At 51.6% G+C, this 25,376-nt stretch carries 17 protein-coding genes; 10 read left to right on the top strand and 7 right to left on the bottom strand.

The genetic code is table 11. The features are described 5' to 3' along the window. The first annotated feature begins 8 nt into the window (after positions 1 to 8). Positions 9 to 2,012: a glycoside hydrolase family 97 protein gene (locus CA13_RS31735; RefSeq protein WP_146404138.1), complete on the top strand. Its 2,004-nt coding sequence runs from the start codon at positions 9 to 11 to the stop codon at positions 2,010 to 2,012. 88 nt (positions 2,013 to 2,100) lie between these two features. On the opposite strand, the gene CA13_RS31730 is transcribed toward CA13_RS31735, so the two are convergent. Continuing rightward, positions 2,101 to 3,789, bottom strand: coding sequence for a serine/threonine protein kinase (locus tag CA13_RS31730; protein WP_146404137.1), 1,689 nt, complete (start codon positions 3,787 to 3,789; stop codon positions 2,101 to 2,103). 19 nt (positions 3,790 to 3,808) lie between these two features. Next, complete coding sequence (locus CA13_RS31725) at positions 3,809 to 4,930, bottom strand: App1 family protein (RefSeq protein ID WP_146404136.1); 1,122 nt, start codon at positions 4,928 to 4,930, stop codon at positions 3,809 to 3,811. A gap of 522 nt (positions 4,931 to 5,452) precedes the next feature. Between CA13_RS31725 and CA13_RS31720 the strand changes: the two genes are divergently transcribed. From CA13_RS31720 to CA13_RS31710, 3 genes are all read left to right on the top strand, one after another. Continuing rightward, complete coding sequence (locus tag CA13_RS31720) at positions 5,453 to 7,084, top strand: TlpA family protein disulfide reductase (protein WP_146404135.1); 1,632 nt, start codon at positions 5,453 to 5,455, stop codon at positions 7,082 to 7,084. A gap of 212 nt (positions 7,085 to 7,296) precedes the next feature. After that, the gene (locus tag CA13_RS31715; protein ID WP_146404134.1) at positions 7,297 to 8,577 is read left to right on the top strand and encodes an MgtC/SapB family protein; all 1,281 of its coding nucleotides are present in this window, start codon (positions 7,297 to 7,299) and stop codon (positions 8,575 to 8,577) included. Positions 8,578 to 8,742: 165 nt separating this feature from the next. Then, on the top strand, positions 8,743 to 10,821 hold the full coding sequence (locus CA13_RS31710; RefSeq protein WP_146404133.1) for a tetratricopeptide repeat protein: 2,079 nt from the start codon (positions 8,743 to 8,745) through the stop codon (positions 10,819 to 10,821). Positions 10,822 to 10,989: 168 nt separating this feature from the next. Here the strand turns inward: CA13_RS31710 and CA13_RS31705 are convergent, their stop codons facing one another. After that, positions 10,990 to 12,888: a sulfatase-like hydrolase/transferase gene (locus CA13_RS31705; protein WP_419195226.1), complete on the bottom strand. Its 1,899-nt coding sequence runs from the start codon at positions 12,886 to 12,888 to the stop codon at positions 10,990 to 10,992. Between the two features lie 374 nt (positions 12,889 to 13,262). Here CA13_RS31705 and CA13_RS31700 point away from each other — a divergent pair, with 374 nt between their 5' ends. Then, the gene (locus CA13_RS31700) at positions 13,263 to 14,516 is read left to right on the top strand and encodes a DUF1559 domain-containing protein (RefSeq protein WP_146404132.1); all 1,254 of its coding nucleotides are present in this window, start codon (positions 13,263 to 13,265) and stop codon (positions 14,514 to 14,516) included. A 325-nt stretch (positions 14,517 to 14,841) separates the two neighbouring features. Here CA13_RS31700 and feoB read toward each other — a convergent pair whose 3' ends face one another. The 3 genes from feoB to CA13_RS31685 form a co-directional block, all read right to left on the bottom strand. Next, on the bottom strand, positions 14,842 to 17,181 hold the full coding sequence (gene feoB, locus CA13_RS31695; RefSeq protein WP_146404131.1) for a ferrous iron transport protein B: 2,340 nt from the start codon (positions 17,179 to 17,181) through the stop codon (positions 14,842 to 14,844). Between the two features lie 6 nt (positions 17,182 to 17,187). Continuing rightward, a complete protein-coding gene (locus tag CA13_RS31690; RefSeq protein ID WP_419195225.1) occupies positions 17,188 to 17,430 on the bottom strand; it encodes a FeoA family protein in 243 nt (80 codons plus the stop codon). A gap of 140 nt (positions 17,431 to 17,570) precedes the next feature. Then, entirely contained in the window at positions 17,571 to 18,026 is a 456-nt protein-coding gene (locus CA13_RS31685) for a hypothetical protein (protein WP_146404129.1), read from the bottom strand. A 222-nt stretch (positions 18,027 to 18,248) separates the two neighbouring features. Between CA13_RS31685 and CA13_RS31680 the strand changes: the two genes are divergently transcribed. The 5 genes from CA13_RS31680 (at position 18,249) to CA13_RS31660 (ending at position 22,101) form a co-directional block, all read left to right on the top strand. After that, the gene (locus CA13_RS31680) at positions 18,249 to 19,370 is read left to right on the top strand and encodes a prenyltransferase/squalene oxidase repeat-containing protein (RefSeq protein ID WP_473087528.1); all 1,122 of its coding nucleotides are present in this window, start codon (positions 18,249 to 18,251) and stop codon (positions 19,368 to 19,370) included. A gap of 318 nt (positions 19,371 to 19,688) precedes the next feature. Further along, positions 19,689 to 20,102 carry a DUF134 domain-containing protein gene (locus CA13_RS31675; RefSeq protein WP_146404127.1) on the top strand — a complete coding sequence of 138 codons (414 nt, stop codon included), beginning with the start codon at positions 19,689 to 19,691 and terminating at the stop codon, positions 20,100 to 20,102. 42 nt (positions 20,103 to 20,144) lie between these two features. Then, entirely contained in the window at positions 20,145 to 20,552 is a 408-nt protein-coding gene (locus CA13_RS31670; RefSeq protein WP_146404126.1) for a NifB/NifX family molybdenum-iron cluster-binding protein, read from the top strand. A gap of 31 nt (positions 20,553 to 20,583) precedes the next feature. Then, entirely contained in the window at positions 20,584 to 21,042 is a 459-nt protein-coding gene (locus CA13_RS31665) for a DsrE family protein (protein WP_146404125.1), read from the top strand. A gap of 141 nt (positions 21,043 to 21,183) precedes the next feature. Then, on the top strand, positions 21,184 to 22,101 hold the full coding sequence (locus CA13_RS31660; protein ID WP_419195223.1) for a DUF1559 domain-containing protein: 918 nt from the start codon (positions 21,184 to 21,186) through the stop codon (positions 22,099 to 22,101). A gap of 130 nt (positions 22,102 to 22,231) precedes the next feature. Here the strand turns inward: CA13_RS31660 and CA13_RS31655 are convergent, their stop codons facing one another. After that, positions 22,232 to 25,309, bottom strand: coding sequence for a dockerin type I domain-containing protein (locus CA13_RS31655; protein WP_419195222.1), 3,078 nt, complete (start codon positions 25,307 to 25,309; stop codon positions 22,232 to 22,234). Positions 25,310 to 25,376 lie beyond the last annotated feature (67 nt).

The following is a 25,376-nucleotide window of genomic DNA, read 5'->3' as shown; positions in this document are numbered from 1 at the left end:
GCTCACTAATGAAGTCTTTCTTTGCCACCATTTTCCTCGCAGCAGTTCTTTGTCTTTCATCGAAGGGATGGGCCGAAACCGTCAAGATTGCTAGTCCCGATGAGAGTCTTGTAGGATCTCTGCAGATTGTTGATGGTGTGCCGCAGTGGGAAGTTGCGAAGAACGGAGAGCCTATGCTTTTGGCAGGCCGTTTGGGATTAAGTGTTGGCCCGCAGCCAATCGGAAAGCTCGTTCACAAGTCCGCTCAGCAAAGCAGCATGGACGAATTGGTCAGGCCCAAGTGGGGGCAATTTTCGCAATATCGGAACCACTTTAACCAATTGACTTGGACGTTGACTGAACCTGGGGACGATGGCCGTACGCTTGTCATTGAAGTTCGCGCCTTCAACGATGCAATCGCGGTTCGATATCGTTTGCCGGCCGAAGGCAATTGGCCAGCTCAAATCAAACTCTTGGATGACTCGACTGAATTTTGTTTTGCCGAAGATGCAACCGGATGGTGCTATGCCGGCGAATATGATCCGCTCGGGCCACAAAGTCTCAGCAAATTTCGCAAGAGCAAAAACGTTGCTGCACGGTTGCCGCTAACTGTTCAGTTTTCTTCGGGACGCAGTGCCGCCGTGATGGAAGCGGCGATCTCGCAAATTGCTCCGATCGATTTGACGGCAAGCAAAACGGGCGACTATGCGTTTCGAGCAACATTCAAGGACTCAATAATCCGAGCCGGTGATGCGACAAGTTGGCGAGTTTTTCTGGTTGGAAATACTCCCGGCGATCTGATTGTTTCGCCAGTTCTTGAGTGCCTGAACCCACCATGTCAAATCCAAGACCCCGATTGGATCGTTCCGGGGTTGGCGATGTGGGATTGGCGAGCTTGGGGCGCGACGACCGAAGACGGTTTCACCTACGGGTTGGATATGCCCAGTTGGCGCCGGTTCATTGATTTTGCTGGCGAGTACGGTGTGCGTTATTTGGTGTTGGACGCAGGTTGGTACGGATTGGAATTCGATGCAAAATCGGATCCTCGCACCAGTCGCCCGTATTTGCTTGTTCAACCCGACCCGCAGAATCCGAAATTGGTTCCCCAACAACCACCAGCGAACTGGGAAGACCCAACCGATGTGGCCGAGTTGATTCGTTATGCCAAGAAAAAAGATGTCGGCATCATTTTGTATTTCAATGATATCGCCCGATTGAATTATCCTTTTGATGAAACATTGGCTCTGTACCAAAAATGGGGTGCGGCTGGTATCAAGTATGGTTTTATGAAAGGGGATGGCCAGCGAAAGGTTCTCGATACGCGAACGATCGTGCAAAAATGCGCCGAGCACCATTTGCTTTGTGATTTCCATGATGGTCCGGTTCCGCCATCGGGTGACGTTCGCACGTTTCCGAATTACGTGACGCGAGAGTTCTGTCATTCCCAATCGGACGCAAAGCGAGCGTTTTCCCCAAGTGCATTTTGCGAACAAATGTTTGTGAACCAATTGGCGGGGCCGTTGGACATGTGCAACGGTTTGTACACGCTTGAAAACCCAGCCCGGGATCGTCCAAAAGTCTTTGTGAACATCGACACGACCGTTGTCGCCGAAACCGCTCGCGTGATGATCTGTTTTTCCGGGCTTTCTATTCTGCCAGATTGTCCCGAAGCCTATCTGGCCAAGGCGGACCTGTTTGAGTTTTTGGGTAAGCTGCCGATGACGTGGGACGAAACAAGGATTTTGCACGGACGGATTGGCGAGTTTATCACGACCGCACGCCGAGACGGTGACGATTGGTTTATCGCGTCGGCCACCGATGAACAGGGCCGTACGTTAAGCTTGAAGCTCGATTTTCTTCAGCCCGATAAGATCTACACTGCAACGCTTTATGAAGACGCCGAGGACGCACATTTTCAAACCAATCGCGAAGCATACCAGGTGCGAAAAATACGCGTTAGACGAGGCGATTCAATTGATGCCAAGATGGCGCCCGGCGGTGGCCATTGTGTATTTGTAACGCCAGCTGAGTAAAATCAATCGGAAACTGGGTTTCTGATTCATGCCACAGTCGGGAACACGATCGACGCCTGCGGAAACGAAAATGCGTTAGCCGTAATGCTTAAGGGGCGTTCCCGCCAAAGTAGTCGCGAAGTCCCCGAACACGGCGGATCATTGAGACTAGACATAGCCCCAATACCACCAAACCAGACATGTAAATAACGCTAAAGTCAAGACGTTTGGCGATCGGGTCATCAACCAACGCGCAAAGCATTACAAATCCGATTGAACAGAGTGTTGTTACAAACACGACAAAACGAACGCGATAGAAAAGACCACTCGCAACGATCATCATCGGATAACCCACAAGCAGCAAACCTCGCGGCGAATCAGCTAAGTAGATCAGCGTGGTGTAGGTTGCGACATCAAATGCAGCCCAAGTCCAATGAGCAATGTCGGTCATCCGATCGATGACTGCTAAACGCTGAAACAAAAAAGAACTCGCCAACCATGCAATCAATAGCGATACTTTTAATTGCGTATCGGGCGATGGCGTTTGACGGACCAACTCTGCGCCTACGACGATAAGAAGCACCGAGAGAATTCCGCACAGGTGGCTGACCAAGATCGGTTCTCGACGCCACCATGTTCGCAATCGATCGGCTATCGATGGGTGTGACCGGGTGATCGGCTCATCCAAAAGGAACCGCTGTACGTCTTCTTGGAATTGCCGCGCCGAAGAATATCTCTCGGACGGGGCTTTCTCCATGGCCCGTACAACGATCGACTCCAAATCACGAGGAATCTGTTTGTTAAGTTTCCGAGGCCGCGGTGGTTCACGATCGAGAACTTGTAGCAAAATGTCAAATTGCGTCGGGCCACGGAATGGAGGTTGGCGTGTCAGCAATTCATAGAGCATCGCACCAAGCGAGTAGACATCACAGGACATGGGGGCTTCAATCGGTCGCCCACTTACTTGTTCGGGAGCCATGTAAGTCGGCGTACCGAGAATTTGTCCGCTGCAAGTGAGTGCTTCGCGGGACTGCTGTTTAGCGAGGCCAAAATCGATCAGGAACGGCTCACCCTTTTGGTCTACGAGAACATTTGACGGCTTCAAATCGCGATGGATCACTCCGTTGTGATGCGCCGTTGCGACAGCGTCCGCAACTTTTGCGACCATCTTTGCGGCTTCCTGGGGAGCGATGCTCTGGCGGCGCAACAGGGCTCCGAGATCCTCTCCGTCGACAAACGCCATGGTGAAATAGATCAATCCGTGAACCTCACCTACCTCGAAAATTGGAATAATGTTGGGGTGTTTGATCGCGGATGACGCTTCTGCTTCGGCTCGGAAACGACGCAATTCTTCGGCGCTTGCTAATTCGCCCGACCGTATGATTTTCAACGCAACCACGCGGTTCAATTTGCAGTCCAATGCCTCAAAAACAATCCCCATCCCACCACGGTCGATTTCGCGTTTCAAGGAATAGTTACCGAATTGAACTGGGTATTCGCTCTCACTCAATCGCGCGAGTGACCACACGATACTGCCACTTCCGTTCATTTCAGCGGGAGAGTTGATTGTCGCAAACAAATCATTGCCAGATCCAGAGTCGTTTGGATCTTCCAACGCAGCACGCAACAAAACATGGTTGTCTAAGAACTCGCAAATCGAGTTGGCGTACTGGGGGTGCTCACGAGCCAACGCATCACGATCGACTCGGTCACCGCGTTCAACCATGTCCGCATATTCGACTAGCAAACGCTGAAACTCAGTGTCCTGGTAGTCACTTCGGTCTGGCTTGTCTTGCATGACAACGGGTCAATGGGGATCACGGTTTGGTTGTTGCCAAGTGGATGATTTCTTCCTTGATTTGAGATGCGTCGCCAAAAAGGTTCCAGAGATTGCTGGGGACGCCCGCAAACGCATCTAAAAACCGTTCGTCATCGATTTTCTCACCAGTGACATTGCGGATATAGATACCAACGATTTGAAGGGGGGATTCTCGTGCGATTCGCCCGTAGATTTCGGGATCTTGTTCCCCCGAGTCTCCGATCAGAATGAATTTGCGGTTGGGAAATGCTTTTAGCAAAGGATTGATCGCGGCAAGCTTGGTTTCTTGTTGGGATGATAGAATCGTAAACGCACTGGATCCCTTGAGACGAAAATGCTTTAAGTGAAAGGTGCCCTTCGGAAATCCTGCTTTGCTCATAAAGGTGTCGAGCGGTTGATAGAGTTGCCAGGGGCTACCGGACACGTAATGAAAGGCGACATCGGATTTGGCCAAAACAGTGTATAACTCGGGCATGCCTTCGATCGCTCGAAACTCTCTCAGAAAGGTATTCCGCATTAGCTCGGATTTATCTGTCACTTGAGAGAGCTTGATCGTGTCATCAATATCGGAGATCACCGAAACCCCTTGGGGAGCAATCAGATGCACACGGCCTGAAAAAATTCGCAAATCACGTCGGGGCAAAACCGCTTGCACTGCTAGGATCTTCTCTTTCTTGTCGCTCATGCCGAGTGAACCCGAACGGGGAGCCAGTGACTTAGAAAAGTGCCCATTCGCGTCGGAGACACCGGTCGTGAATTGTTCTCCAGTAATCTCGATTGTTACTGATTTTCCACGTTCGTTGTCGACGATGAACGGCCTGATTCGATCTTCGAGAACTTCATTGTCCGAACGGTTGCTGAAGTCGGCAGTTGCTTGTAAGACGGCGATCAACGCAGCACGTTTCATCGAGCTGTATTCGGGCTCAAATACTTTTCCATGAACATCGAATCGCCAAGTGCTCGTCTCTTGTTCGTAATGTCCGTACGTTGGAAAGAACAAAATGTCTTCATCCGTTCGGATATTCGACGGCGACGGTTCGTCGCAAATCCCGTCGCGACAGCCAGTGGGTAGGAGTGTCAATAGGATGATCGTTAGCGGAAGCTGCACGTGATTCACCATCAGAATTCCCCTATCGAACGTACTAATTCCTAATTCCTAATACCGTAATCATATACGATTTTACGCTTGCGCGGACGGACTGTCCGTTCATAGACGCCGATCCTTCTAGGCTTTGGGTTGAACCAGCACGAATGGATAGCTCACTCAAAAGTGGCGATATCCAGACGACGATTTCACGTTGATTGGCAAATCGAGTTCGCCGCCGGCCCACCGTTTCGTTCTCAGCGGCAAAGGGCCGTTGAGATTTAGGCTGTCACATCGTTCCTCGTGTGCTGGCCTGTTTTCGAAAACGACGTTGACAGCGTGTCTTTATGACGCAGTGAATTGGCGACTTCGACTGACTGCACTGCCGCGATCCGTCGCATGCTGGGCCTGGATTGGCCCGGTGAACCTTCGGTCGGTGGGATTTGATAACAATCAGAATTTTGGAGTTGTGGACTTCGTTTGGCCAACAAAGGGTGTGATCGTAGGCTCTAATCGTTTTAGTTACGTGTTGCCCTTTCAATCTAACTGGAGATCGCCATGATCGCTCAACGAATTTTCGCTGGAATTTTGATTGCGTTGACGTGTCTGCCCGCCTTGGCTCAGGGTGTACAGGAACAAACAGAGACCGAGCGGACGTCTAGGTTAGACGTCGGAGAGATCACCGTTCCGGATGGAGACGTTGATGAGGTGTTGGAGTTTTTCGAAGAGATGACTCAATTGCAGAAACAGATCACCGGTGACTATCAGAAAGCCATTGTCAAGATTTCGGCGGCGCGAGATAAGGCGGCCAAGCAGATTTTGAAGGATCCTGATAAACTGACCGACGCGCAGTTCACCGCAATCGCCGGTCCTAGTTTGGCGGTGAGGATTCGTGGAATTAGTAAGGCGGAATCGGAGGAGCAGCGTCAAACTTATGAACTCACAAAACGTCAATTGTCGATTGCAGTTGACAGAGGTGTTGAGCGTAATGATTTCACAAACGTGAGAATGTTGGTCAGCTATTTGGAACGCTATGCTGAACATGAGTTGGCGGTGGAGGCCAACCGAGCGTTTGCTGACTTGCTAAAAAAGTCTGACGCTCCTTTGGCGAAACAGTATGCCGAAACCTTCGAGGGAACGGTACGGCGATTGGAATTGTTGGGCAACGAGCTCGAACTGGAAGGAACCCAACTCGACGGCGCCGAGTTCGATTGGTCATCTTATCGCGGCAAGGTGGTACTCGTTGATTTTTGGGCGACATGGTGTGGTCCCTGTATCGCCGAAACTCCAAACGTTCGCAAACACTACGACATTTACCACGATTTAGGGTTCGAAGTTGTGGGGGTCAGCCTCGATACGAAGCAAGAGGCTCTTCAGAAGTATGTTGAGAAACAGGAGATTCCATGGGTGAATCTTTTTAAAGACGGAGTCGGTTGGAAACATCCGATGGCAGTCAAATACGGTATCCATGCGATTCCGACCGTGTTTCTGGTTGACAAAGAAGGCAAAGTCGTCTCGTTGCGGGCACGGGGCTCCGAACTGGGTGTACAACTTGAAAAACTGTTGGGACCCAAGACGCACGTTGCTAGAAAGTTGGCCGCAGAAGGTAAGTGGGATAGGGTGGCCGAGCAAATGAAACGACATTTGGCCGACAATCCCGCGGGTCAGTATGATTTTTGGGCGTCGGGGGCGGCACAATTGAACCATGGTGACCTGGAATCATTCAAGGAAACGTGCAAACAGGCTTGGAAGAAAGACCGTGACCTAGATATGTGGTCGCAAGCCAAGTTGGTTACCTTGTGCTGCCTTGCGGATGATGCTGGAGTCGATGTCGAGTTGATCAACCAACTTGCAACGGAGGCACTCGAGAAGTCCGATAACAACAAAATGAAACTTGCGAAAATGATGGTGCTGTATCGATCGGGAGAATATGAGCAATGCATTGATGCTGGGTTTGAAGGTGGTGATCCGCTTCAGCAAGCAATTGTGTTATTGGTCCGCTCGATGGCGGCAAAGAAGTTGAATCGAATGGATGAGGCAACCAAGTCATTCGGTGAAGGCTCCAAAATCGTGACAGAAAAACTGAGTGACTTTTACAGTGAGCCCCAGCAAGACTGGATGCCCGATCATTGGATCTGTTGTGCCGTGGCCGAGGTGATCCAAGCGGAAGCCAACAGAATGTTTGAATGAGTGATGAGACATACGTTTCGAGCCTGTTTGAAAAAATCGCTCTGTCAAAATAGTCAATTGATATTTTGGCATAGCGAATCAGGGTGAAAATGGAACTGAGTTAGTTGTGGTCACTAAGCATAGAGAGGGACTCGGTCACGCATGCGCTGGCGCGTGGACTATACTGGTTTAAGACTGATTCGAAAAAAGCTTTCCTTGCGAAGAGTTTCTCTATGCCGCCAAATGACGCCTTTCTTGCCATCGCCTTGTCCCTTGGGCTTGGGCTGCTAGTGGGCCTCCAGCGACAGTGGAAAGCGTCGGAGGTCGCGGGGATTCGAACGTTTCCGCTAATCACCATTTTCGGCACTCTGTGCGTCTTGATTGGCAGAACGCAAGGCGAATGGACGACAGCGGTGGGGATGATAAGCATCGCATGCCTTTTGATGGTCGCGAACCTGCTCAAACTTCAATCGGGAAAATCCGATCCTGGCATGACGACCGAAGTGGCTGCGTTGATGATGTTTGGCGTCGGCGCCGCACTCGCCGTGGGGATGTACACTCCTGCAATTGTCATTACCGGTATCGTTGCTGTGCTTTTGCACTGGAAGCAACGACTTCATGGTTGGGTCACGCGAATTGGTGAAGCGGATCTTCGTGGTTTGATAAACCTCGTGCTGATCGCCTTAGTGATCTTGCCTGTTTTGCCCGATAAAACCTATGGGCCCTATCAAGTTTTGAATCCATACAAAATTTGGTTAATGGTCGTTTTGATCGTTGGGATTAGCTTGGTTGCTTTCGTCCTCTACAAAATTCTCGGCGCGGGTGTCGGTGCAATTCTTGGGGGTGTGTTGGGTGGATTAATCTCTAGTACGGCGACGACGGTTAGTTATGCTCGACAAACGAAGGGGAATCCATCGGTCAGTTCGATAGCGGCTCTTGTGATCGTCATCGCATCGACCATCGTTAACGTCCGCGTACTCGGCGAGGTTGCAATTGTTTCGCCTGCTTTGTTTCGTGCTGCGGTACTGCCAATCGCCGTGATTTTGGGAGTGATGTCAGTTGAGTGTTTGGTCTTGTTTGCAGTGCTGCGTCGTAGTGAGACCGAGTTGCCCCAGCACGACAACCCTTCGCAGTTAAAACCGGCAATTGTGTTCGGCGGACTCTACGCTGTCGTGTTGTTCGTCGTTGCCGCTGCTAAGCATCATTTCGGAAATGAAGCGCTCTACGTGATCGCAATGATTTCGGGTTTGACCGATGTTGATGCGATCACGCTTTCCACTGCCAAAATTTTCCAAGATGGAGAGCTGCAGGCGGGAATTGCTTGGCGCGTCATCGTGATCGCGACGATGTCAAACTTGGTGTTCAAAGCCGCCGCAGTGGCTTTCTTGGGAAGCCGCCGGTTATTCGTCTATGTCGCGATTCTTTTTGTGATTACGCTTGTCGTTTCGGTCGCCCTACTGTTGTATTGGCCCGATTTTGAATTGCCTCTCGAATGGCTACGAGTCGGTACTTAACCGGCGTATCGGAAATGCGTCGCTGGGGAGTTGTTTTTGGGTCGAGGCACAATATGAAGAGATGTTTTGTCTCGAAGAATATGGGGATTTGTCATCGCGTGACATTCTGCAAATGCCCTTCTGCCCGTTGATTTCTCAAATGAACCTGAACAAAAAGATCGAATCTTGAATCCATCGCAACCGTATCCGCTAAGCACTCGCAAGAAGGTTGTATTCTCTGCCTTGGTGACGGTTGTCGTTTTTGTGGTTCTGGAATGCTTGTTGGCACTTCTAGGGGTTGGGCGTGTCACCGACACTTCGGATCCATTTGTCGGGTTTTCGAGCCAGATACCCCTTTGGGAGCGAGTGGTTGACGATTCTGGCAAGACGATGCTACGTACCGCGACCAATAAGTTGGTGTGGTTTAACGAACAGGAGTTCCCAAAAGAAAAGGCCGCCGGCACTCGCCGAGTGTTTTGTGTCGGTGGCTCTACCACCTTCGGCCGTCCGTATAGCGATAACACATCGTTTTGTGGTTGGCTACGTGAGTTTCTTCCGGTCGCGGATCCATCCACGAATTGGGAGATCATTAATGCCGGTGGCGTGAGCTATGCGAGCTACCGTGTTGCAGCGGTGATGCAGGAATTGGCTCTATACGAACCGGATCTGTTTGTTGTCTACTCGGGGCACAACGAATTCCTTGAACGGCGCACTTATGAGGGAATGTTTGAACAGTCCGAGTTCCAAATGAAGGTCACGTCGATTTTGAGCCGAACGCGTGTTTATGGATTGATTGACCGAGCGATCCACTCGCATCTAGATGCCAAAGAGAAAACTCAGGAAACGCTTTCGGGCGACGTTGACGAAATTCTTAATCACACTGTGGGGCCAGCGGACTATCATCGCGATGACATTTGGCGTTCCAAGGTCCTCGATCATTATCGATTTAATCTGCAACGAATGATTTCCATTGCGCGAGGTGCCGGTGCGGAAATCGTGTTTGTCGTCCCTGCGTCGAACGAAAAGAATTGCTCGCCTTTCAAGAGTGAACTGCCGAGTAACATTAGCGAGTTGGACCGGCAACAATTCGCTGAGTGGTACGACCAAGCATCGCGTGCCGAGGCGGACGGGGATGTTCAGCAAGCGATTGAACGATTGAAACAGACGAAACAGATTGACGACCGATATCCCTTGGTCGATTACCGACTCGGTCGTTTACAGTTTGACACCCAAGCCATCGCCGAATCAAAGAAGTCGTTCCAACGAGCACTGAATGAAGACGTGTGTGCGTTGCGAGCACCTGACGATTTTGTCGCTGCGGTTCGCTCCATTGGTGACCAGCGGAAAGCGATGACGGTCGACTTTGATCGGAAATTGCGAGAGCGATGTCAACGGGACTATGGGCATTCCATTCTTGGCGCAGAGTATTTTTTGGATCATGTCCATCCGACTATCGAAGCGCACCGTGCTCTAGCACTTTGGATTGTCGAGTGCTTGCAGGATCACCATTCGATCGGTGGTGACCCGATCGAGGAAGTGGATGTCGCGACGGTCAAACGGCTTGTTGAAAGCCGAATCAATCTCGCCAGTCATGGGATCGCGCAGCGAAACTTGGCAAAAGTATTGCACTGGGCAGGCAAGTTTGAAGAGGCCGAGCCGCGTGCTCGTGATGCCATAGAGACTCTGGGAGGCGATCACGAAAGTCAATTGGTTCGGGCCGATTGTCTGTATCGGACCAACCGAATAGATGAGGCGGCCGCTGAGTACGAGAGCCTGCTGGTGACGTATCCGTTCGATGCGCGTGCGTATCACCGCTATGGCGAGATGTTGATTGATTTGGAAGAATATAAGAAAGCTCGAGACTACTTGTCGGTCGCAGTCGCAGGGCTCCCCGATGGAAGTCGGTCTCAAGCCCGTTCAGTGTTTTCGTTGGGAATGGCTCATCTGAAGTTGAGCGAATTTAGGCAAGCGGAAATGTTTTTGGAACAACTTCAGCAGGACTATCCCCATGATCGCGACACCCTCATTTTGCTTGCCGAGGCGAAGGCAGGACGGGGCGATTCCGTTGGTGCGATCGCGTTGTACGAACAAGTCATTCGTCAGAGTCCCGACGATGTCTACGCTCAAGTGAAGCTAGGGATTGTTCTGCTGGAGGAAAAACGTCCTCAAGAAGCGCTGTTATGCTTTCAAGCTGCCATCAAAAAGGACTCCAACAACGCGATGGCATTGACGGGTGTGAAAGTCGCGACAGACCTGTTGAAATGAAGTCAAATAATTTTTGGTGGCAAGATGTTGTCATTGAAGCGATTGTTTGATTTGATCGCGTTTTTCATCAATGCAAACATTTTAAGACGGGTAAACGTGCTTTCCGATACCAAATGTTTTGCTTTCGATCCACGCATTGATCGTAGCGAAAGCCGTAGCAGTTCTCGCTTAGTGCTCTAAGTTGAACTCCGATAGCGATGCGAAAGACCTGTCTTGGATTTCGGAAAGAACGGTGACTTTGACGTAACGACCTGATGCCGCCACAGGAACCCGTTGTTCATCCCGTGAATTGTTCAACGTAGCCGTTACCACGGGCTCGTCGAAATCGAGCGTATCCGATATCGCAACACTCACCTTCTTAATCATTCCGTTACTCGGTTGGTCTTGGCGACTCATGAACAGCGCGGCCGAGATCGTTTGGGTTTCGCTCAAATCGATGATAAATGAATGGGGATGCTTCGGAGGATCCACGCCATCCCAGCGGCTGTGCCAATGGGTTTGTGGATCGTCATCGAGGATCAAGTCGATCGTTCTGCCGTTGCTTTTCGATTCGCTGGTCACCGAGAGAATCTTCCATGGGCTTCGTTCCATTGTTTTTGCGTCAAGGCGTTTCCCGATTCCGTTGTTCCGTTGATCGGATTTGTTTTTCTTCGGTCCATCGCGGAACGAAATCGACTCGGACGGCACATGAGCTTGCTTCATAATCGCGGCTAGGCGTTTGGCAATCTCGGGTCGCTTGGTCGCGATATTTTGCATCTCGCTAGGATCGGTGGCCAAGTCGTATAGTTCCACGGGGCCGTCTGGGCTCTTGTTCACGTTCAATCGAATGGCCTTCCACTGTTTTTGGCGAACGGCTTGCTTGCCGCCCTGTTCGTAGAACTCCCAGTAGAGATAGTCGTGCTGAGCTTGTTTCCCCTCACCGGTCAATGTTGGCACGAGCGACAGACCATCCATTTCACCGGGCGGACGGATTCCAGCCAATTGGCATGCGGTCGGGGGGAAATCCCAAAAAGCGCTGATCACGTCGGAGGATTGTCCACTTTGAATTGTCCCGGGCCACCAAGCAATCAGTGGAACGCGAATACCGCCGTCGTAGAAGTCTCGCTTTCCACCGCGACAAATACCGTTGGAGTCCAATGCTTCGGCCGAATGTCCCCCTTCATGATGGGGACCGTTGTCACTTGTGAAAAGCACAAGTGTGTTGCGAGCAATGTGCAGTTCTTCGAGCTTCTTGCGGACGTTTCCAACCGTGTCGTCGAGATAATTGATCATCCCAACAAACGTTGCTTTCGGATGCGTTTCAGCTCGATAGTGGCCGTCTGGATTTGGTTTCTCGTCGAACTTTCCAACGAACTTATCGCGATACGGTGATGGTACTTGAAGATCGGCATGAGGTTGCTGCAGCGACATGTGTAGGAAAAACGGTTGGTCTTTATTCGCTTCGATCCACTCAAGCGACTCGTTCAAGAATAGATCGCCCGAATAGGTATCGCCTTCCTTTCCATGATTTCCACCGTATGTCATCTGTAGACCATTCTTCCACAGGGTTTGCGGGTAGTAGCGATGGGCTGCTCCGTGACTGGTGAATCCAAAAAAGTGGTCAAACCCTTTTCGATTGGGCAGTGCACCATCGGGGCTGTTGCACGACAAACCCGATTTGCCAATCATCGCAGTCGAATAGCCTGCATCTTTGAGCATCGTAGCAATCGTGATGTCCAATGGGTCCTCTCGAAACTGAATGGATCCATTGAATCGTTGGTGCACATGGCCGGTATGCTGGCCCGTCAACAAGCAGGCACGTGATGGAGCACACACTGTGCATCCAGCATAGAACTGGGTGAATCGCAGTCCCTCTGCAGAAAGGCTATCGATGTTGGGTGTTTGGAAATTGGTTTGTCCCATACAGCTCAAATCGTTGTATCCGAGATCGTCGGCAACGATCAAAACGATATTAGGATGGTCTTGCGGATCACGCTCGATCGCCTCTGCGTTTTCCGCACAAAGAGCAAAGCAAATAAAGATGGAAATGACACCAAAGACAAAGAAATCGCGTTGCTTAACATGCATGTTTTTTGCCAACCAATTTAAGAAACTTGAAACGGAGTTTACGTCCAATCGCTGACGCCTGCTTTGAATGTGGTGATTGCCACTATCGCGTTACGATTTCAATGCGTGCAATTCTCGGATGCGACTTGCAATCTACACACAATGAAGGATTTGAGGACTTCAAAAAGACCGATTTGCCAAAGAATATTTGTCCGCAGATTCATCGTCGTAATTTCCAATTTTTTTTGTTTAGAAGTACTCGAACGCGTCCATCATCACTGTCGAAATGTTTTGTCGTACGTGTCTGATGATTTTGGGTGCGACAAAACGGTTCGTTTCACCTGAGTTTCGCTTCTGTTCTGTACTATTTTCCTATATCCCTGAGGAATCCATCCATGATTAATAAATCAAAGCATCACGCCTTCACGCTTGTGGAGTTGTTAGTGGTGATTGCAATTATTGGAGTTTTGGTGGGGCTCTTATTGCCCGCCGTACAAGCTGCCCGTGAGGCGGCTCGTCGAATGAGTTGCAGCAACAACGTCAAGCAAATTGGGTTAGGCATTCACAACTATCATTCCGCATACAAACAAATGCCGCAGCATGGATCGGGAACGGGATCGCGTGTGACGGTGGGGGCGGGAACCCAATTTTGGAACAACAATCAAACCAAGAGTTTGGAACGACTTAGTATGCTTGTTCCTCTGCTGCCGTTCATCGAGCAGCAAGCGTTGTGGGAGCAGATTGTCAATCCAAACGGGTATAACGCCAACGGTTCCGTTCGGGCAAATCCTTGGCCAGCGATGGGGCCGACACCGAATGTCACGGCCTATGGTCCGTGGATGGCCGAAATTCCGACGTATCGATGCCCGAGTGATCCTGGGGTTGGTTTGCCTGCGAACGGTCGTACCAACTATGCGGCTTGCCTTGGCGACTCGATCGTTGTGTCTTCGTTTGGCAACAAAACCGCTTGGCTCGCGAAAAACCAGAATTTCGCACTCGAAGCTCGCGCATCAGCTCGTGGGGCCTTCACTTCAAAACAGGTCCAGCGTTTTCGTGATATCCTTGACGGGCTCGCCAATACCATTGTTGCAGGCGAAATCGCGACTGACTTAGGTGACCGTAGTATTTCGACTCGCATCGCTATCAACCAAGATGGCCCTTCGGTTTACAGCAATCCATCTTTCTGTGAGCAGTACATCGATCCACTTCGCCCTCGGTTTTGGGCTAACGGGGTGAACTTGGCGGGCGCCAATTTTGGCCGTGGATACCGTTGGGCTGACTTTGGACCTATTTACAGCGCCATGTTCACGATTTTGCCACCGAACGGCGAAATCTGCGGAATCGATCATTCGACGTTAAGCGGTTTGTCACCGATCCCCGGCGACTTGACATTGGTCCCTGGGGGGCAACACCATGTAAAGGAAGCAGTTGCCTCGCCGAGTAGCCGGCACCAAGGTGGTTGTCACGTTCTGATGGGCGATGGTGCGGTCAAGTTCATCACCGATTCGATCGAAGCCGGAAACCAAAGTGCAGCAATGGTCAGCCGTCGTGGAAGCGGAGCATCGGCACCTGGAAGCATGAGTCCCTACGGGCTGTGGGGGTCGCTTGGAACGCGTGCTTCCAAAGAGGTTATCGACGAAGACTTCTAGTCGATCGTTCGATCAAGATTCGTTTTCTATTCTCTCGGCGGGAATTCCCGCCAAAGTCAGTGGCGTCGTTTTGGGCGTCGCGGATACTTTGGCTATGGATTGGATTTCTTGCCGGGGCCAAGTTGGACGAGGTTGTTCTCTTTTTTGTTTGTGGGATTCATTGCACAGGAACCGCATGACGAACAATCGCCAATCTTGGCGCTAAGCCCGCGGCGGACTGTTCGTATCGCTCGCCGTAGTAACCAATACGCAGCTCCGGCGACAATCACAAGCGAAAAGATTTTTTGCCAACCGTCCACCGTCTGGGTCCCCTCGAACGCGATGCCTAGAAGAGTCTTGATCCTACTTGGTAAGTCGCGAACGCGCCAACGTACGCTAGCACCGTCATGTAGCTAAAGCTAAGCACAGGCCAAAACCACGAATTCGTTTCTCGCTTGATCACTAGCAACGTGCTAACGCATTGCGCGCACAACGCAAAAAAGACCATGATCGACAATGCCGTGGGGATTGTGAACACGGGTCGTCCATCGGGCCATGTTGATGCTCGCATCGCGGCAACCAAGCCATCATCCTGTTCGTCGACTTCGCCACCGAGTGAATAGATTGTCCCAAGGGTTGAAATGATCACTTCACGAGCAGGGAAGCTAGCGACCGCTCCAACACCGATCCGCCAATCCCATCCAAGCGGTCGAACGATAGGCTCGATCGCGTGCCCCACTTTTCCGAGTGTGCTGTTTGTCAGCAACAATGAACTGACATGCCGATATTCCACGTGCAGTGCTTCTAGTTCGGCCGCGTCGAGCGTCGTCACATCTGCAACTTCGAGCTGTTCGATTTGCGTTTGTAATTCGAATTGTCGTGAATGGTCGCCTGGCCAAAAACCGGCAAACCAAATCAAAATCGAAGCAGCAAAGATCATCGTTCCGGCTCGTACCACAAACTCGCGGACAGCTTCCCAGACTCGAGAGAAAACAACTCTGGCGGACGGAATCTTGTATTCGGGCAACTCGAGCACAAACGGCGCCACTTCGCCTCGTAGTAGTGTTTTCTTCAAAAGCCACGCGACGGGAATTGCCACGGCAACGCCGACAAAATACATCGCCATCAACACCAATGGTTGGGCGGAAAGCCATCCACCGAGTACGCCCGTTGCTGGAACAAACGCACCAATCAGCAGCAGATAAACGGGCAACCGAGCACTGCAACTCATGAGTGGCGCAACCATGATGGTCGCAAACCGGTCGCGACGGTTCTCGATCACGCGTGTCGCCATCACGCCCGGTACCGCACAAGCGAACGAGCTCATCAGAGGCAAGAACGATTTGCCGCTTAGGCCGAATATCGTCATCGCTCGGTCAACGATAAACGCGGCGCGTGACATGTAGCCGCAATCTTCGAGTACCGCTAGGAAGAAAAATAGCAACGCGATTTGTGGCAAAAAGATTAACACGCCCCCCACTCCAGCGATCACGCCGTCGACGAGTAAGCTACGCAGCATGCCCGGGGGGATGATTGACGTGATCGCGTCAGCAACCAAGCCAGTTGCGCCATCGATCAAGTCCATCGGAAATTGGGAAAACGAATAAATGCACTGGAAAATCAGGAACATGATTGCGAAGAAGCTGATCATGCCCGCCACACGATGGGTCAAGATTGCATCAAGCCAATCGGTTGCGTTGCGTGGTTTGGCTTTTGTTCGCGAAACGACACCGTCCAAATGTTTGGCGGCCCACGCGTAGCGGGCACCACATTCAAGTTCCGTGGGGTCACCGCAAGTCGAAGCTAACTTTTCACGTGCTTGGGCAATTGCCGGTAACACGGCGGCGCCGAGTCGTCGAATTGCCCGGCGTTCCGCTTCACCGCCACGATCCAGCAGCATTCGCTCAATCAGATATTGATCGGGGATCATGGTCCGCGAGCAATTTCGTTCGTTCAGTGATTCGGTCGTACAGGCTCGCTGGACGAGTTCGGCACGCAGTTCATTGCATACTGCATAAAACTGTTTTGGCAAAGGGCGTTCGCGATCGGTTGCCGCTGCACGGCCATTGGCAACTCGGTCGAGTTGTGTTTTGATCTCTGCCTTTAGTTCGTCGATCCCCGTCCGCCGCGATGCGCTGGTGGGAACAGCTCCGACGCCCAGGTTTTCAGAAAGCTTTTCAACATCGATCGCTAGCCCTCTCGCTTCGGCCGCGTCAGTCATGTTGAGCGCTAGGATGGTCGGTTTACCAAGCTCGACGATTTGGCTCACCAGAAACAAATTTCGTTGCAGTAGCGTGCTATTGACGACGCAGACAATCACATCGACAGGCGGTTCGTTGGCTGCCTCGCCGGTGAGGACTTCCACGGCGACCATTTCGTCAGGCGACCGCGGAGCCATTGAATAGGTGCCTGGCAAATCGACCAACTCAATCGAGTAGTCGCCTACCGAGCATCGACCAACTTTTTTCTCAATGGTTACACCCGGGTAGTTGCCAGTGCGAACATTCATCCCGGCCAGCGCATTAAACAGCGTGCTCTTTCCGGTGTTGGGGTTGCCAACCAAAGCAACGCGAAAGACTCGCCCTCTAGCAGTCGGCGACGAAACCACTGGAAGTGGCGCTGCGGAGTTCGAAATCGTGTCTTTCGAAGTTCGGGGTGTTGAAGATGTCTCGGCGGAATTCGCCATAAGTCATTACGAAACAGGGGCGGCAATGGGCTCGATAAAGACACGCCGTGCCTCACCATTTCGCACAGCGATCCGACTGCCTTGGACGGAGCATTTCATCGGATCGCCGAGTGGTGCGGTGCGCAAGAACTGGACCGACTCTCCAGGGATAAATCCCATTTCCCGCAGGCGGGATGCGATTCCATCAAACCCGTCAATACGAACGATTTGCCCAAATTGTCCGGGCCGCAGCTGGTCGAGAGTTGTCACGAGCAATGCTTTCTTTATTGAGAATGAGTCTCAGTAAGAGTATTGTGCATCTGTGGGAGAAGATTGTCAAGAGCCAAAGAACGAAACGGTGGCAATGGCGACATCGCCCGCCCAAATGATCTCTATTGGCGGGGTGACCGCTATGATTCGTCAACTTCAAACGCCATTTGTCTGGCTCGATGTCGAATCGCGACTTCGGCACGTTTTGCAGCTCGAGCTTGCTCAGCCAATTCCGCAAGCGTTGATTGTTGTTGGACTCGGAATTGACGCTCGCGGTGTTCCTGTAGCGCTGCTCGGGAGTTCAAAGTCGCTTCGCGTGCATCCAAATCAGCCGCCCAATTTTGCAGTCGTTCAATCAATTCTTCTCCGTGAAGCTTGAGCAGCGATTCAGGGGGCAGATCCCCTGTGATTTGACGGCCGATTTCAGCGGAGGGATTCGATGTTGACTCTATGGCGGGTAGCGTTTGCTGTGGCTTACGATGAGATCGATCGATTCGGTGAATGATACCACTTGTAGATGCACTCCCCCCGTCGTCCTGCCGAAAATGGCGGACGGTTTTCGGTTTTTCGATACGTCGTGATCGATAGGGGAGCATTATCTAAGCAGGAAAAGAACGATTGGGGACAAACACGTTTGCTCAACGAAAATGATTTCGGAATTTCCCCCTGTGCTACTGCATTGATCTAGACCCACTCGTTAAAATGCACTCACACAATCTTGTGAGTGGTTCCGTTTAGTCCGATCACGTTAGGCGATGCACCGATCCTTACAACCCGTTTCACTCTTACTTTCGCTACGAGTCTTACCGATGAACTGTATGTTGGCGTTGTTTTTAGTGCTGGTCGTTTCCGTTCCCGCGATGGCCGATACCACGATTGATTCGGAACAAACCGAGTCGATGCGAACACGCATTGATCAATCTGTAAACAAAGGGATCGAATTTCTTCGCACACGCGGCCAAGCCGATGATGGCTCGTTTAGCGGAGAGACTGGGGTTGCAGTGACGGCGTTATGTGTCAATGCGATTTTGAAACATCGGCCTGCAGCAATCAACGATCCCGTCATTCAAAAGGCGCTCACTTATGTCGAATCAAAGATTCAAAGTGATGGCGGTATATATGAAACGGGTTCGCTCTACCGGAACTACGAGACTTCGGTCTCGGTTGGGGCTTTGGTCCAAGCCAACAAGAGCGGCAAAGACCAATCGAAGTACGAGAGTGCTTTGAAGCGAGCCGAAGTTTTCCTAAAGGGATTGCAATGGGATGAAGGCGAAGGGATCGAAACCTCCGATACCGCATATGGTGGTGCCGGCTATGGAAATCATAAACGTCCCGATTTGTCAAACACAGCTTTCTTCATGGAGGCGCTCCACGAGCTAGGCAATGGACCCGATGACGAAGCGATTCAAAAGGCGTTGCAGTTTGTTGTGAAAACTCAAAACTTGGCGGGACAAGGAAACGATACGAAGTATGCGGATAAGGTTGGAGATGGTGGTTTCTATTACACGCCTGCGGCAGGTGGGCAAAGCCAAGCAGGCGAGACCGAAGCGGGTGGACTTCGTAGCTACGGTTCGATGACCTACGCAGGCCTAAAGAGCATGATCTATGCCGGCTTGACCCCCGATGACGTGCGAGTGCAAGCGGCAATGGATTTTATTCGTAAGAACTATTCGGTCGAAACGAATCCCGGAATGGGCTCGGCCGGTTTGTACTACTACTACCACACGTTTGCAAAAGCACTGGACGCGGCCGGAGTGGAAGTGCTCGACGACGCCAACGGCAAGCCACGCGTGTGGCGGCAAGATCTAGCCAATCAATTGATTTCTGAACAGCTGGACGATGGTTCGTGGGTCAATAAAGAGAATGAACGATGGATGGAAGGTGACCGTCAATTGGTCACCGCCTATACCCTCTTGGCACTATCTTATTGTCGCCAGTAGCAGGCTCCGAACAATGATTTGGCCAATCTAGCGCGTGGGTCAGACGCGTTCAGTTAAGTTCCCTTGGCTTGCCAAGGGCAAGCTAAGTTTTGGACATTTACGAGCTTCGGGCCGCCTGCTATTGGATGGGAGCCGACTGCCTCGGGGCGTTACTATCTGTCCGTCATAACGCAGCGATCTCCAAGCCCCCCGGGTCACGCATGAGCGCCCTCGCTCCCTTCTTTGCTCACGCAAAACCTCTCCCTCCCCGACGTTTCTCTTGACACGTTGTGCTCATATGCGCATAATGGGCTCGTTTGATTCTTGGAGCAAGCCGACATGCCGCGACCGAAGCAATGCCGACGAGTTGGGCTTTCGCCTGACAGCACCTATTTCAAGCCAGCGGGTATTCCAACCCGATCGTTACAAGAAATTGTTCTACCGATCGATGGGCTTGAAGCAATGCGGTTGGTTGATATCGAGGGGCTGTACCAAGATCAAGCGGCCAAGCGAATGGGCGTTTCACGACGGACGTTTGGCAGGATTATTGACTCGGCACGGACGACGGTTACTCGAGCCTTGGTGGAGGGGATGGCCTTGCGGATCGAAGGCGGCGCGGTCGAGATCATTGAAGAACGCACATTCGTTTGTAGCGATTGCCAGCATATTTGGAAGTTGCCCTTTGGGACGGGGCGACCAAAGGCGTGTCCCCGTTGTCAAAGCACGGCCTTTCGACGCGATGACACGGTCTAGGGAAAATACGAAACAGTTGCACTCCTATCGAGGATGATTTGAATGAAGATTGCAGTTGCATCAAATGATGGTGTTTCCATTTCACGGCATTTTGGTCGCTCGAAGTGGTTTATCGTTTTCGATATCCAAAATGAAACCATTGGAAACGAGACCTTACGAGCTAATAACGAGACCGCGCATGCGAAAGGCGAATGCGAAGGACATCATGATCATGAACACGGCCATCATGAACACGGCCATCATGATATTGCCATCGCGTTAGCAGATTGTACAGCAGTCCTTTGTGGCGGTATGGGGTGGCGAGCAGCTGATGCTCTTCGTCGTGCTGGCACAGAACCGTTCGTGATCGATCACCAAATCATCGCTAACCAACTTTTGCCCCGCCAAGCCGTTGAACAATACATTGGTGGTCAATTGAAATTGGCCAGTGATTTTTGTCGTTCTCACTAGATCCACTTTCTACTATCACAGGAATGAAAAAATGATTCGAACGCTTACGATTTCCACTTTTGCCTTCGTTTTGCTTTGTACGCCATCAGCACTTCGAGCTGAACAAACCAATACGGAAGAGGGGGCAAAGCCGACCTTGGTTATCAACTTAACGAGCGGTCCCGATGATTTGCATGCTGTCAGCATGGGGCTGCACTTTGCAGAACATGGGCTTGCGGACGGACGCGAAGCGGTTGTCTTTTTTAATGTTAAATCGCCACCGCTGGCACGCAAAAATTTGCCTGATTCGGTTCGTTTCATGGACAAGGAACCCGTCAATAAGCTAATCACGGATTTGCTTGAACACGGTGCCAAGATGTTTGTCTGTCCAATGTGTGCCGAGATCACGGGGGTCCAGAAGGACGAACTTGTTCCGGGGATCCAGTTGATTGAAGATCGGAAACAGTTGTTCGATCACCTACATAACAACACCGTGGTCTTTAGTTATTGAACGCATGGGGCGTCTCTCCGATCGTGGTTGTTTGTTCGATTAAAGTGCGCTAAAACGCGCACTTACGAGTGAGCAAAGGCGGGAATCGAAAGTTCACGATCCCGAAACAAAGTGAGTCTATTGAGGAATTAGGTAACGACAATGAACATGCCCCGGCGAAGCGCATTTACGCTTGTGGAACTTCTGGTAGTAATTGCGATTATCGGAGTTTTGGTGTCGCTGTTATTGCCCGCTGTTCAGGCAGCTCGCGAGGCGGCTCGGCGAACATCGTGTACAAATAACATGAAGCAGATCGGTCTTGGTCTGCAAATGTACCACGACGTCTTTAAGAAACTGCCGGCTGGATGGCGCGGCTGTGACCCAAGTACTGGAAAGGCTCATTGGTTTGGAGTGCCCGGTTGGGCTTGGAGCAGCAGTATTCTTCCGTACTTGGAAGAATCTGCAGTTTACGATGGAATGATCCATTTCGAATGTCCCATCACCGATCCGGTGAATCAGCACGCACTGACTGCTTCGATTGGCACTTATCGTTGTCCATCAGATGTTGGTGAGGCGACCTTTTCAATGGCGGGTGGCGGGCCATCGGTTTCCAGCGATGTTTCCTTTCCGATTCAAACTGCAACCAGCAACTATATTGGCATGTTTGGTACGCTTGAATTTCACCACGTTTGCGATCCCAGCAGTCCTAACTGCAACGGTTGCCAAGGGGATGGAACCTTCTCTCTGAACCGTCCGTGTCGATTCGCGGATTTGCTTGACGGATTGAGTAACACGATGATTGTTGGAGAACGGCATTCCGTCTTAGCGTATTCGACTTGGGTCGGCGTTGTTACGGGCGGTCAGCATGGCGTTGCTCGCGTTGCAGGCGTTGCCACTTATCCGCCGAATTCAACGGACACGCCAGCACATTATTTTCACAACTTCAGTAGTCTGCACCCTGCTGGGACGAATTTTCTACTCGCCGATGGAAGCGTGCATATGATTACCGAGACGATTGACCGAGAATTGTTCCATGCCCTGTCCACACGCGCAGGCCATGAAGTCGTCAAAGATTTTTAGCGCGTTTTGATGGTTGATTTTAGGGTTGGCAGAAGTGGGCCAAGTTACGAGTCCTGGTGTTCGACGTGCAAGGAAGGACTCACAACGTCGCCCACCACATCGATCCAAGAAAATGACGCACCACTAGCCTTTAAGAGAGATCGGAAAGCAAGCGGATCGTTTCATCGAGAGCTTCCGAGTCGGTGGACGCGAGCGAGTCTTCCGCCGAGCCAACGGCTTCCTCAAGTGCGAATTGGCGAACGTTTGGGTCGTCGCTATTCTGCGGGTCGCTGACGACCCGCATGCCGTCTGCTGGTTCGGTCGACTCAATGATTGCTCGGTCCCGTGGATCGACCCATTCGGATGCTTTCAGATTGTCGATGGAGTCAGCGGCGATCCAATCGGATTGCGGTGGTGTTGCCGGTTCCTCATTTGCAATCGCTTCACCTTCGGGAGGGGCCTCTCCTTGTTCACCGCCGACGGTGCCTCCGCCCGTTCCCTGGTTGTTAACCTCATTGAGGACCAACAACGCATCGAGCGCGGTGACGTATCCGTCGCCGTTGACATCGTATCCATAATCGGGATTGCCATGACCCACTTCGTGGGGACCGAAATCGTTCAGAAGATTGATAATCAACAATGCGTCGGCTGCGGTGACGCCGCCGATACCATTGACGTCATATGGATTGTCGGGGTTGTGGAACGGAGTCTCGTTTTCAATAACCGTGATAACGAATGTATTGGATATCGGGTTATAAGCGCCAAGCGAATCGGACGCCGTGATCCTAACTTCAATTTCGGATTGCGTTGACTGTTCGACCATTTCGTCATCAGCAAGCGAAAGCGTTCCTCCGGCGATTTGGAAACGGGGGTCATCGACAGTCAAGTTGTAACGGCTTGACGCGGGCGAACCATCGAGGGTCACGTCGCCAACCGACGCAGCCAATTTGAGCTCCACGATTGTATTGCCGGTTAGCCCAAGTGTTTGGGGTTGTTCTGGTAAATCCAAGACCCTGATCGTGATCGCTTGTGTGTATGTTCCACCGGTTCCAAATTCGGTGGCGGTAACGTTAACGACGACTTCGCTTCCCGCTTCGTAATCGAGTGAAGTGTCGTCAGCGAGTTTCAAGTCGGCTCCATCAATCACGAAACGTTCGTCGTCGACGGTGAAGGAGTGGAATTGTTCGGTGTCTTGGTCGTCGACCAGGAGTTCCGTCACAATATCACCGATGGCATTCTCGAACACCGATGCTTCCGTTGGCGAAATTCCGGTGATTGGATCATTCGCGTCGAGAACCGTGAGTGCCGTGCTATTGACGAGTACCGTTTCGGTCACCAAATCGGTCGTCGTGATCGAGAGCGGGATTAAGTACTCCTGTTCGTAGTCGAGGCCGTCGATGTTATTGCCACCACCAATACCTCCGACAAAAATGATTTGCCCATCCACGATGATAAAGCGAGGGTCATTAATCTCGATGACATGGTTGCCACCGGCGGAATTGCCTCCCCCATTGTTTCCACTGCCCGCCACATCAATGCCATCGACATCAATCACTTGGATCATTCCGATCGGTTGGCCGATGTCGATGTTTTCAAGAACCGGGTCGGCAATGATGACGATGTCCGTTGGCGGGTCCGCAACCGGAATTACATCGATCGTTATGTCGAAAGGCTCGGAAATGTTTTGTCCATCATGCAATTCGATTGTAATTGTTTCACTGCCAAAGAAATCGTCGTTCGGTGTGAAGACGATTGCGCCATCGACAGCAAGTTCAGCGGTGCCATTCATGGCGGTCGACTTCTGTAGCACGACCACGGAGTCCCCTTCGGCGTCGAACACGTCGTTGAGCGTTCCTGGTGCGGCCATCGAAAGTGATTCGTCCTCCACGATTGAATACGACGGGATGTCGGGGAACGTCGGCGCCGTGTTGGCCTGGCTATCCAGCGACAAAGCAAATAAAATCGAATCGACATTTTGGCCGTCAACGATTTCCACTCGGTGTGCATCGGGTTGTTTTAACGAAATTTCGATAATGCCAGCAGCGCCAAGAATGGTGACCACGTCAGGTTTGCCTTTGGTGGCCAACCCCGAAACATCACCAATTGAAGATAGGTCGATTGCTAAATCTGCGATCAGCGATCCGTCACGCAAATCGATCAGCCGCAATACGTCATCAACGGGTGACACCGTCAACAGCATGTCTCGCGCACCGTCAATCGCTACGGGGCCGGTCATCTCGGGGAAAGAGTGCAGTGGTGCGAACTGGGCACCGGTATCAACTACAGTGATGCCACCGGTTTTTTCGCGAAGCACCAGTAAGTCCGACGCATCATCGAAGCTGACTAAGTCGCTTGTTCCTGCGACTTCAACCGGTTCGCCGGGCAGCAAGGAGTTCGTACTATTGCTCCACATCGACAGGATAAGTCCCGAGGTACCCGGCCATGCCACGACCGACGTTGGAGTCGTGGTGGAACTGATGACGGTTGTCCCAGCGGGGACGAGCGTTGTGGTTTCCGTCACAACGATTCCGCTGGTACTATCCGACGCGTCAATCGACAATAGCGGCGCGGGCGACGTCGATGATTTCACTAATACGCCATTGCCGTCGCCATCAATCGCGATGTCGGACCAAGTGGTCGGTGTTTGGTCGGTTGACAGATCCGTTGGTGAAACGGTGCCGATCGATGGGTCGACGAGCCAAGCCGAGTCGGTGCTAGTGCTACCTTCGGAGACGCTACCGATCACAAGAATCTTGCCGTTCGGCAGCGTTTGCATCTTGAATAATGTCGCGTCAACCGAAATGGGTTTGGCGGCGCCTTCGGCAAAATCAGCGACTTCGATCGACGTGTCAGTAAGAACCAGCGCGGTTTGATTGGCTCCTAGTGTAAACGTATTGCCATCAACGACCTCAATCGGATCGGCATCACTGCTGGCTCGGACGGGGAAAACTTGTTGTTGGGTTTCGGTGCCGTTGAACAGGCGAACTAGATAGCTGCCGTCGGCAAGATCTTCGAAGGAGAATTGTCCAGCGTCGTCAGCAACATTGAAGATTTCGCCACGATCGAGCGATCCATTGTCATTCGCGTCGAGGTAAACCAATCGCTTGGCAAGCGCCACTTCGCCAGGTTCTTGGCGGAAGGAAAGGTCAAGATCATGAAATACATCCCCAGTGATCGCAGCAAGCACACGGCGCTCATCAAGTCGTTCAACTATCAGACGTCGTGTCACGTTACGCCGACCCTTACGGGATTTTTCCGACCGAAGCTGGCTCGTTTGAATCCGTTCAAAACGTGTC

This window comes from Novipirellula herctigrandis (assembly GCA_007859835.1).
Lineage (GTDB): Bacteria > Planctomycetota > Planctomycetia > Pirellulales > Pirellulaceae > Novipirellula_A > Novipirellula_A herctigrandis.
The sequence above is the reverse complement of the archived record's forward strand: the minus strand, read 5'-3'. Positions and strand labels throughout refer to the sequence as shown.

Excerpts from the sequence above, each read along its gene's own strand:
- CA13_RS31680 (WP_473087528.1), top strand. The coding sequence starts at position 18,249 with ATGTTGGCGTTGTTTTTAGTGCTGGTCGTTTCCGTTCCCGCGATGGCC.
- CA13_RS31685 (WP_146404129.1), bottom strand. The coding sequence starts at position 18,026 with ATGCTCCCCTATCGATCACGACGTATCGAAAAACCGAAAACCGTCCGC.
- CA13_RS31665 (WP_146404125.1), top strand. The coding sequence starts at position 20,584 with ATGATTCGAACGCTTACGATTTCCACTTTTGCCTTCGTTTTGCTTTGT.
- CA13_RS31700 (WP_146404132.1), top strand. The coding sequence starts at position 13,263 with ATGATTAATAAATCAAAGCATCACGCCTTCACGCTTGTGGAGTTGTTA.
- CA13_RS31660 (WP_419195223.1), top strand. The coding sequence starts at position 21,184 with ATGAACATGCCCCGGCGAAGCGCATTTACGCTTGTGGAACTTCTGGTA.
- CA13_RS31705 (WP_419195226.1), bottom strand. The coding sequence starts at position 12,888 with ATGCATGTTAAGCAACGCGATTTCTTTGTCTTTGGTGTCATTTCCATC.
- CA13_RS31670 (WP_146404126.1), top strand. The coding sequence starts at position 20,145 with ATGAAGATTGCAGTTGCATCAAATGATGGTGTTTCCATTTCACGGCAT.
- CA13_RS31715 (WP_146404134.1), top strand. The coding sequence starts at position 7,297 with ATGCCGCCAAATGACGCCTTTCTTGCCATCGCCTTGTCCCTTGGGCTT.
- CA13_RS31735 (WP_146404138.1), top strand. The coding sequence starts at position 9 with ATGAAGTCTTTCTTTGCCACCATTTTCCTCGCAGCAGTTCTTTGTCTT.
- CA13_RS31725 (WP_146404136.1), bottom strand. The coding sequence starts at position 4,930 with ATGGTGAATCACGTGCAGCTTCCGCTAACGATCATCCTATTGACACTC.
- CA13_RS31675 (WP_146404127.1), top strand. The coding sequence starts at position 19,689 with ATGCCGCGACCGAAGCAATGCCGACGAGTTGGGCTTTCGCCTGACAGC.
- feoB (WP_146404131.1), bottom strand. The coding sequence starts at position 17,181 with ATGGCGAATTCCGCCGAGACATCTTCAACACCCCGAACTTCGAAAGAC.
- CA13_RS31730 (WP_146404137.1), bottom strand. The coding sequence starts at position 3,789 with ATGCAAGACAAGCCAGACCGAAGTGACTACCAGGACACTGAGTTTCAG.
- CA13_RS31720 (WP_146404135.1), top strand. The coding sequence starts at position 5,453 with ATGATCGCTCAACGAATTTTCGCTGGAATTTTGATTGCGTTGACGTGT.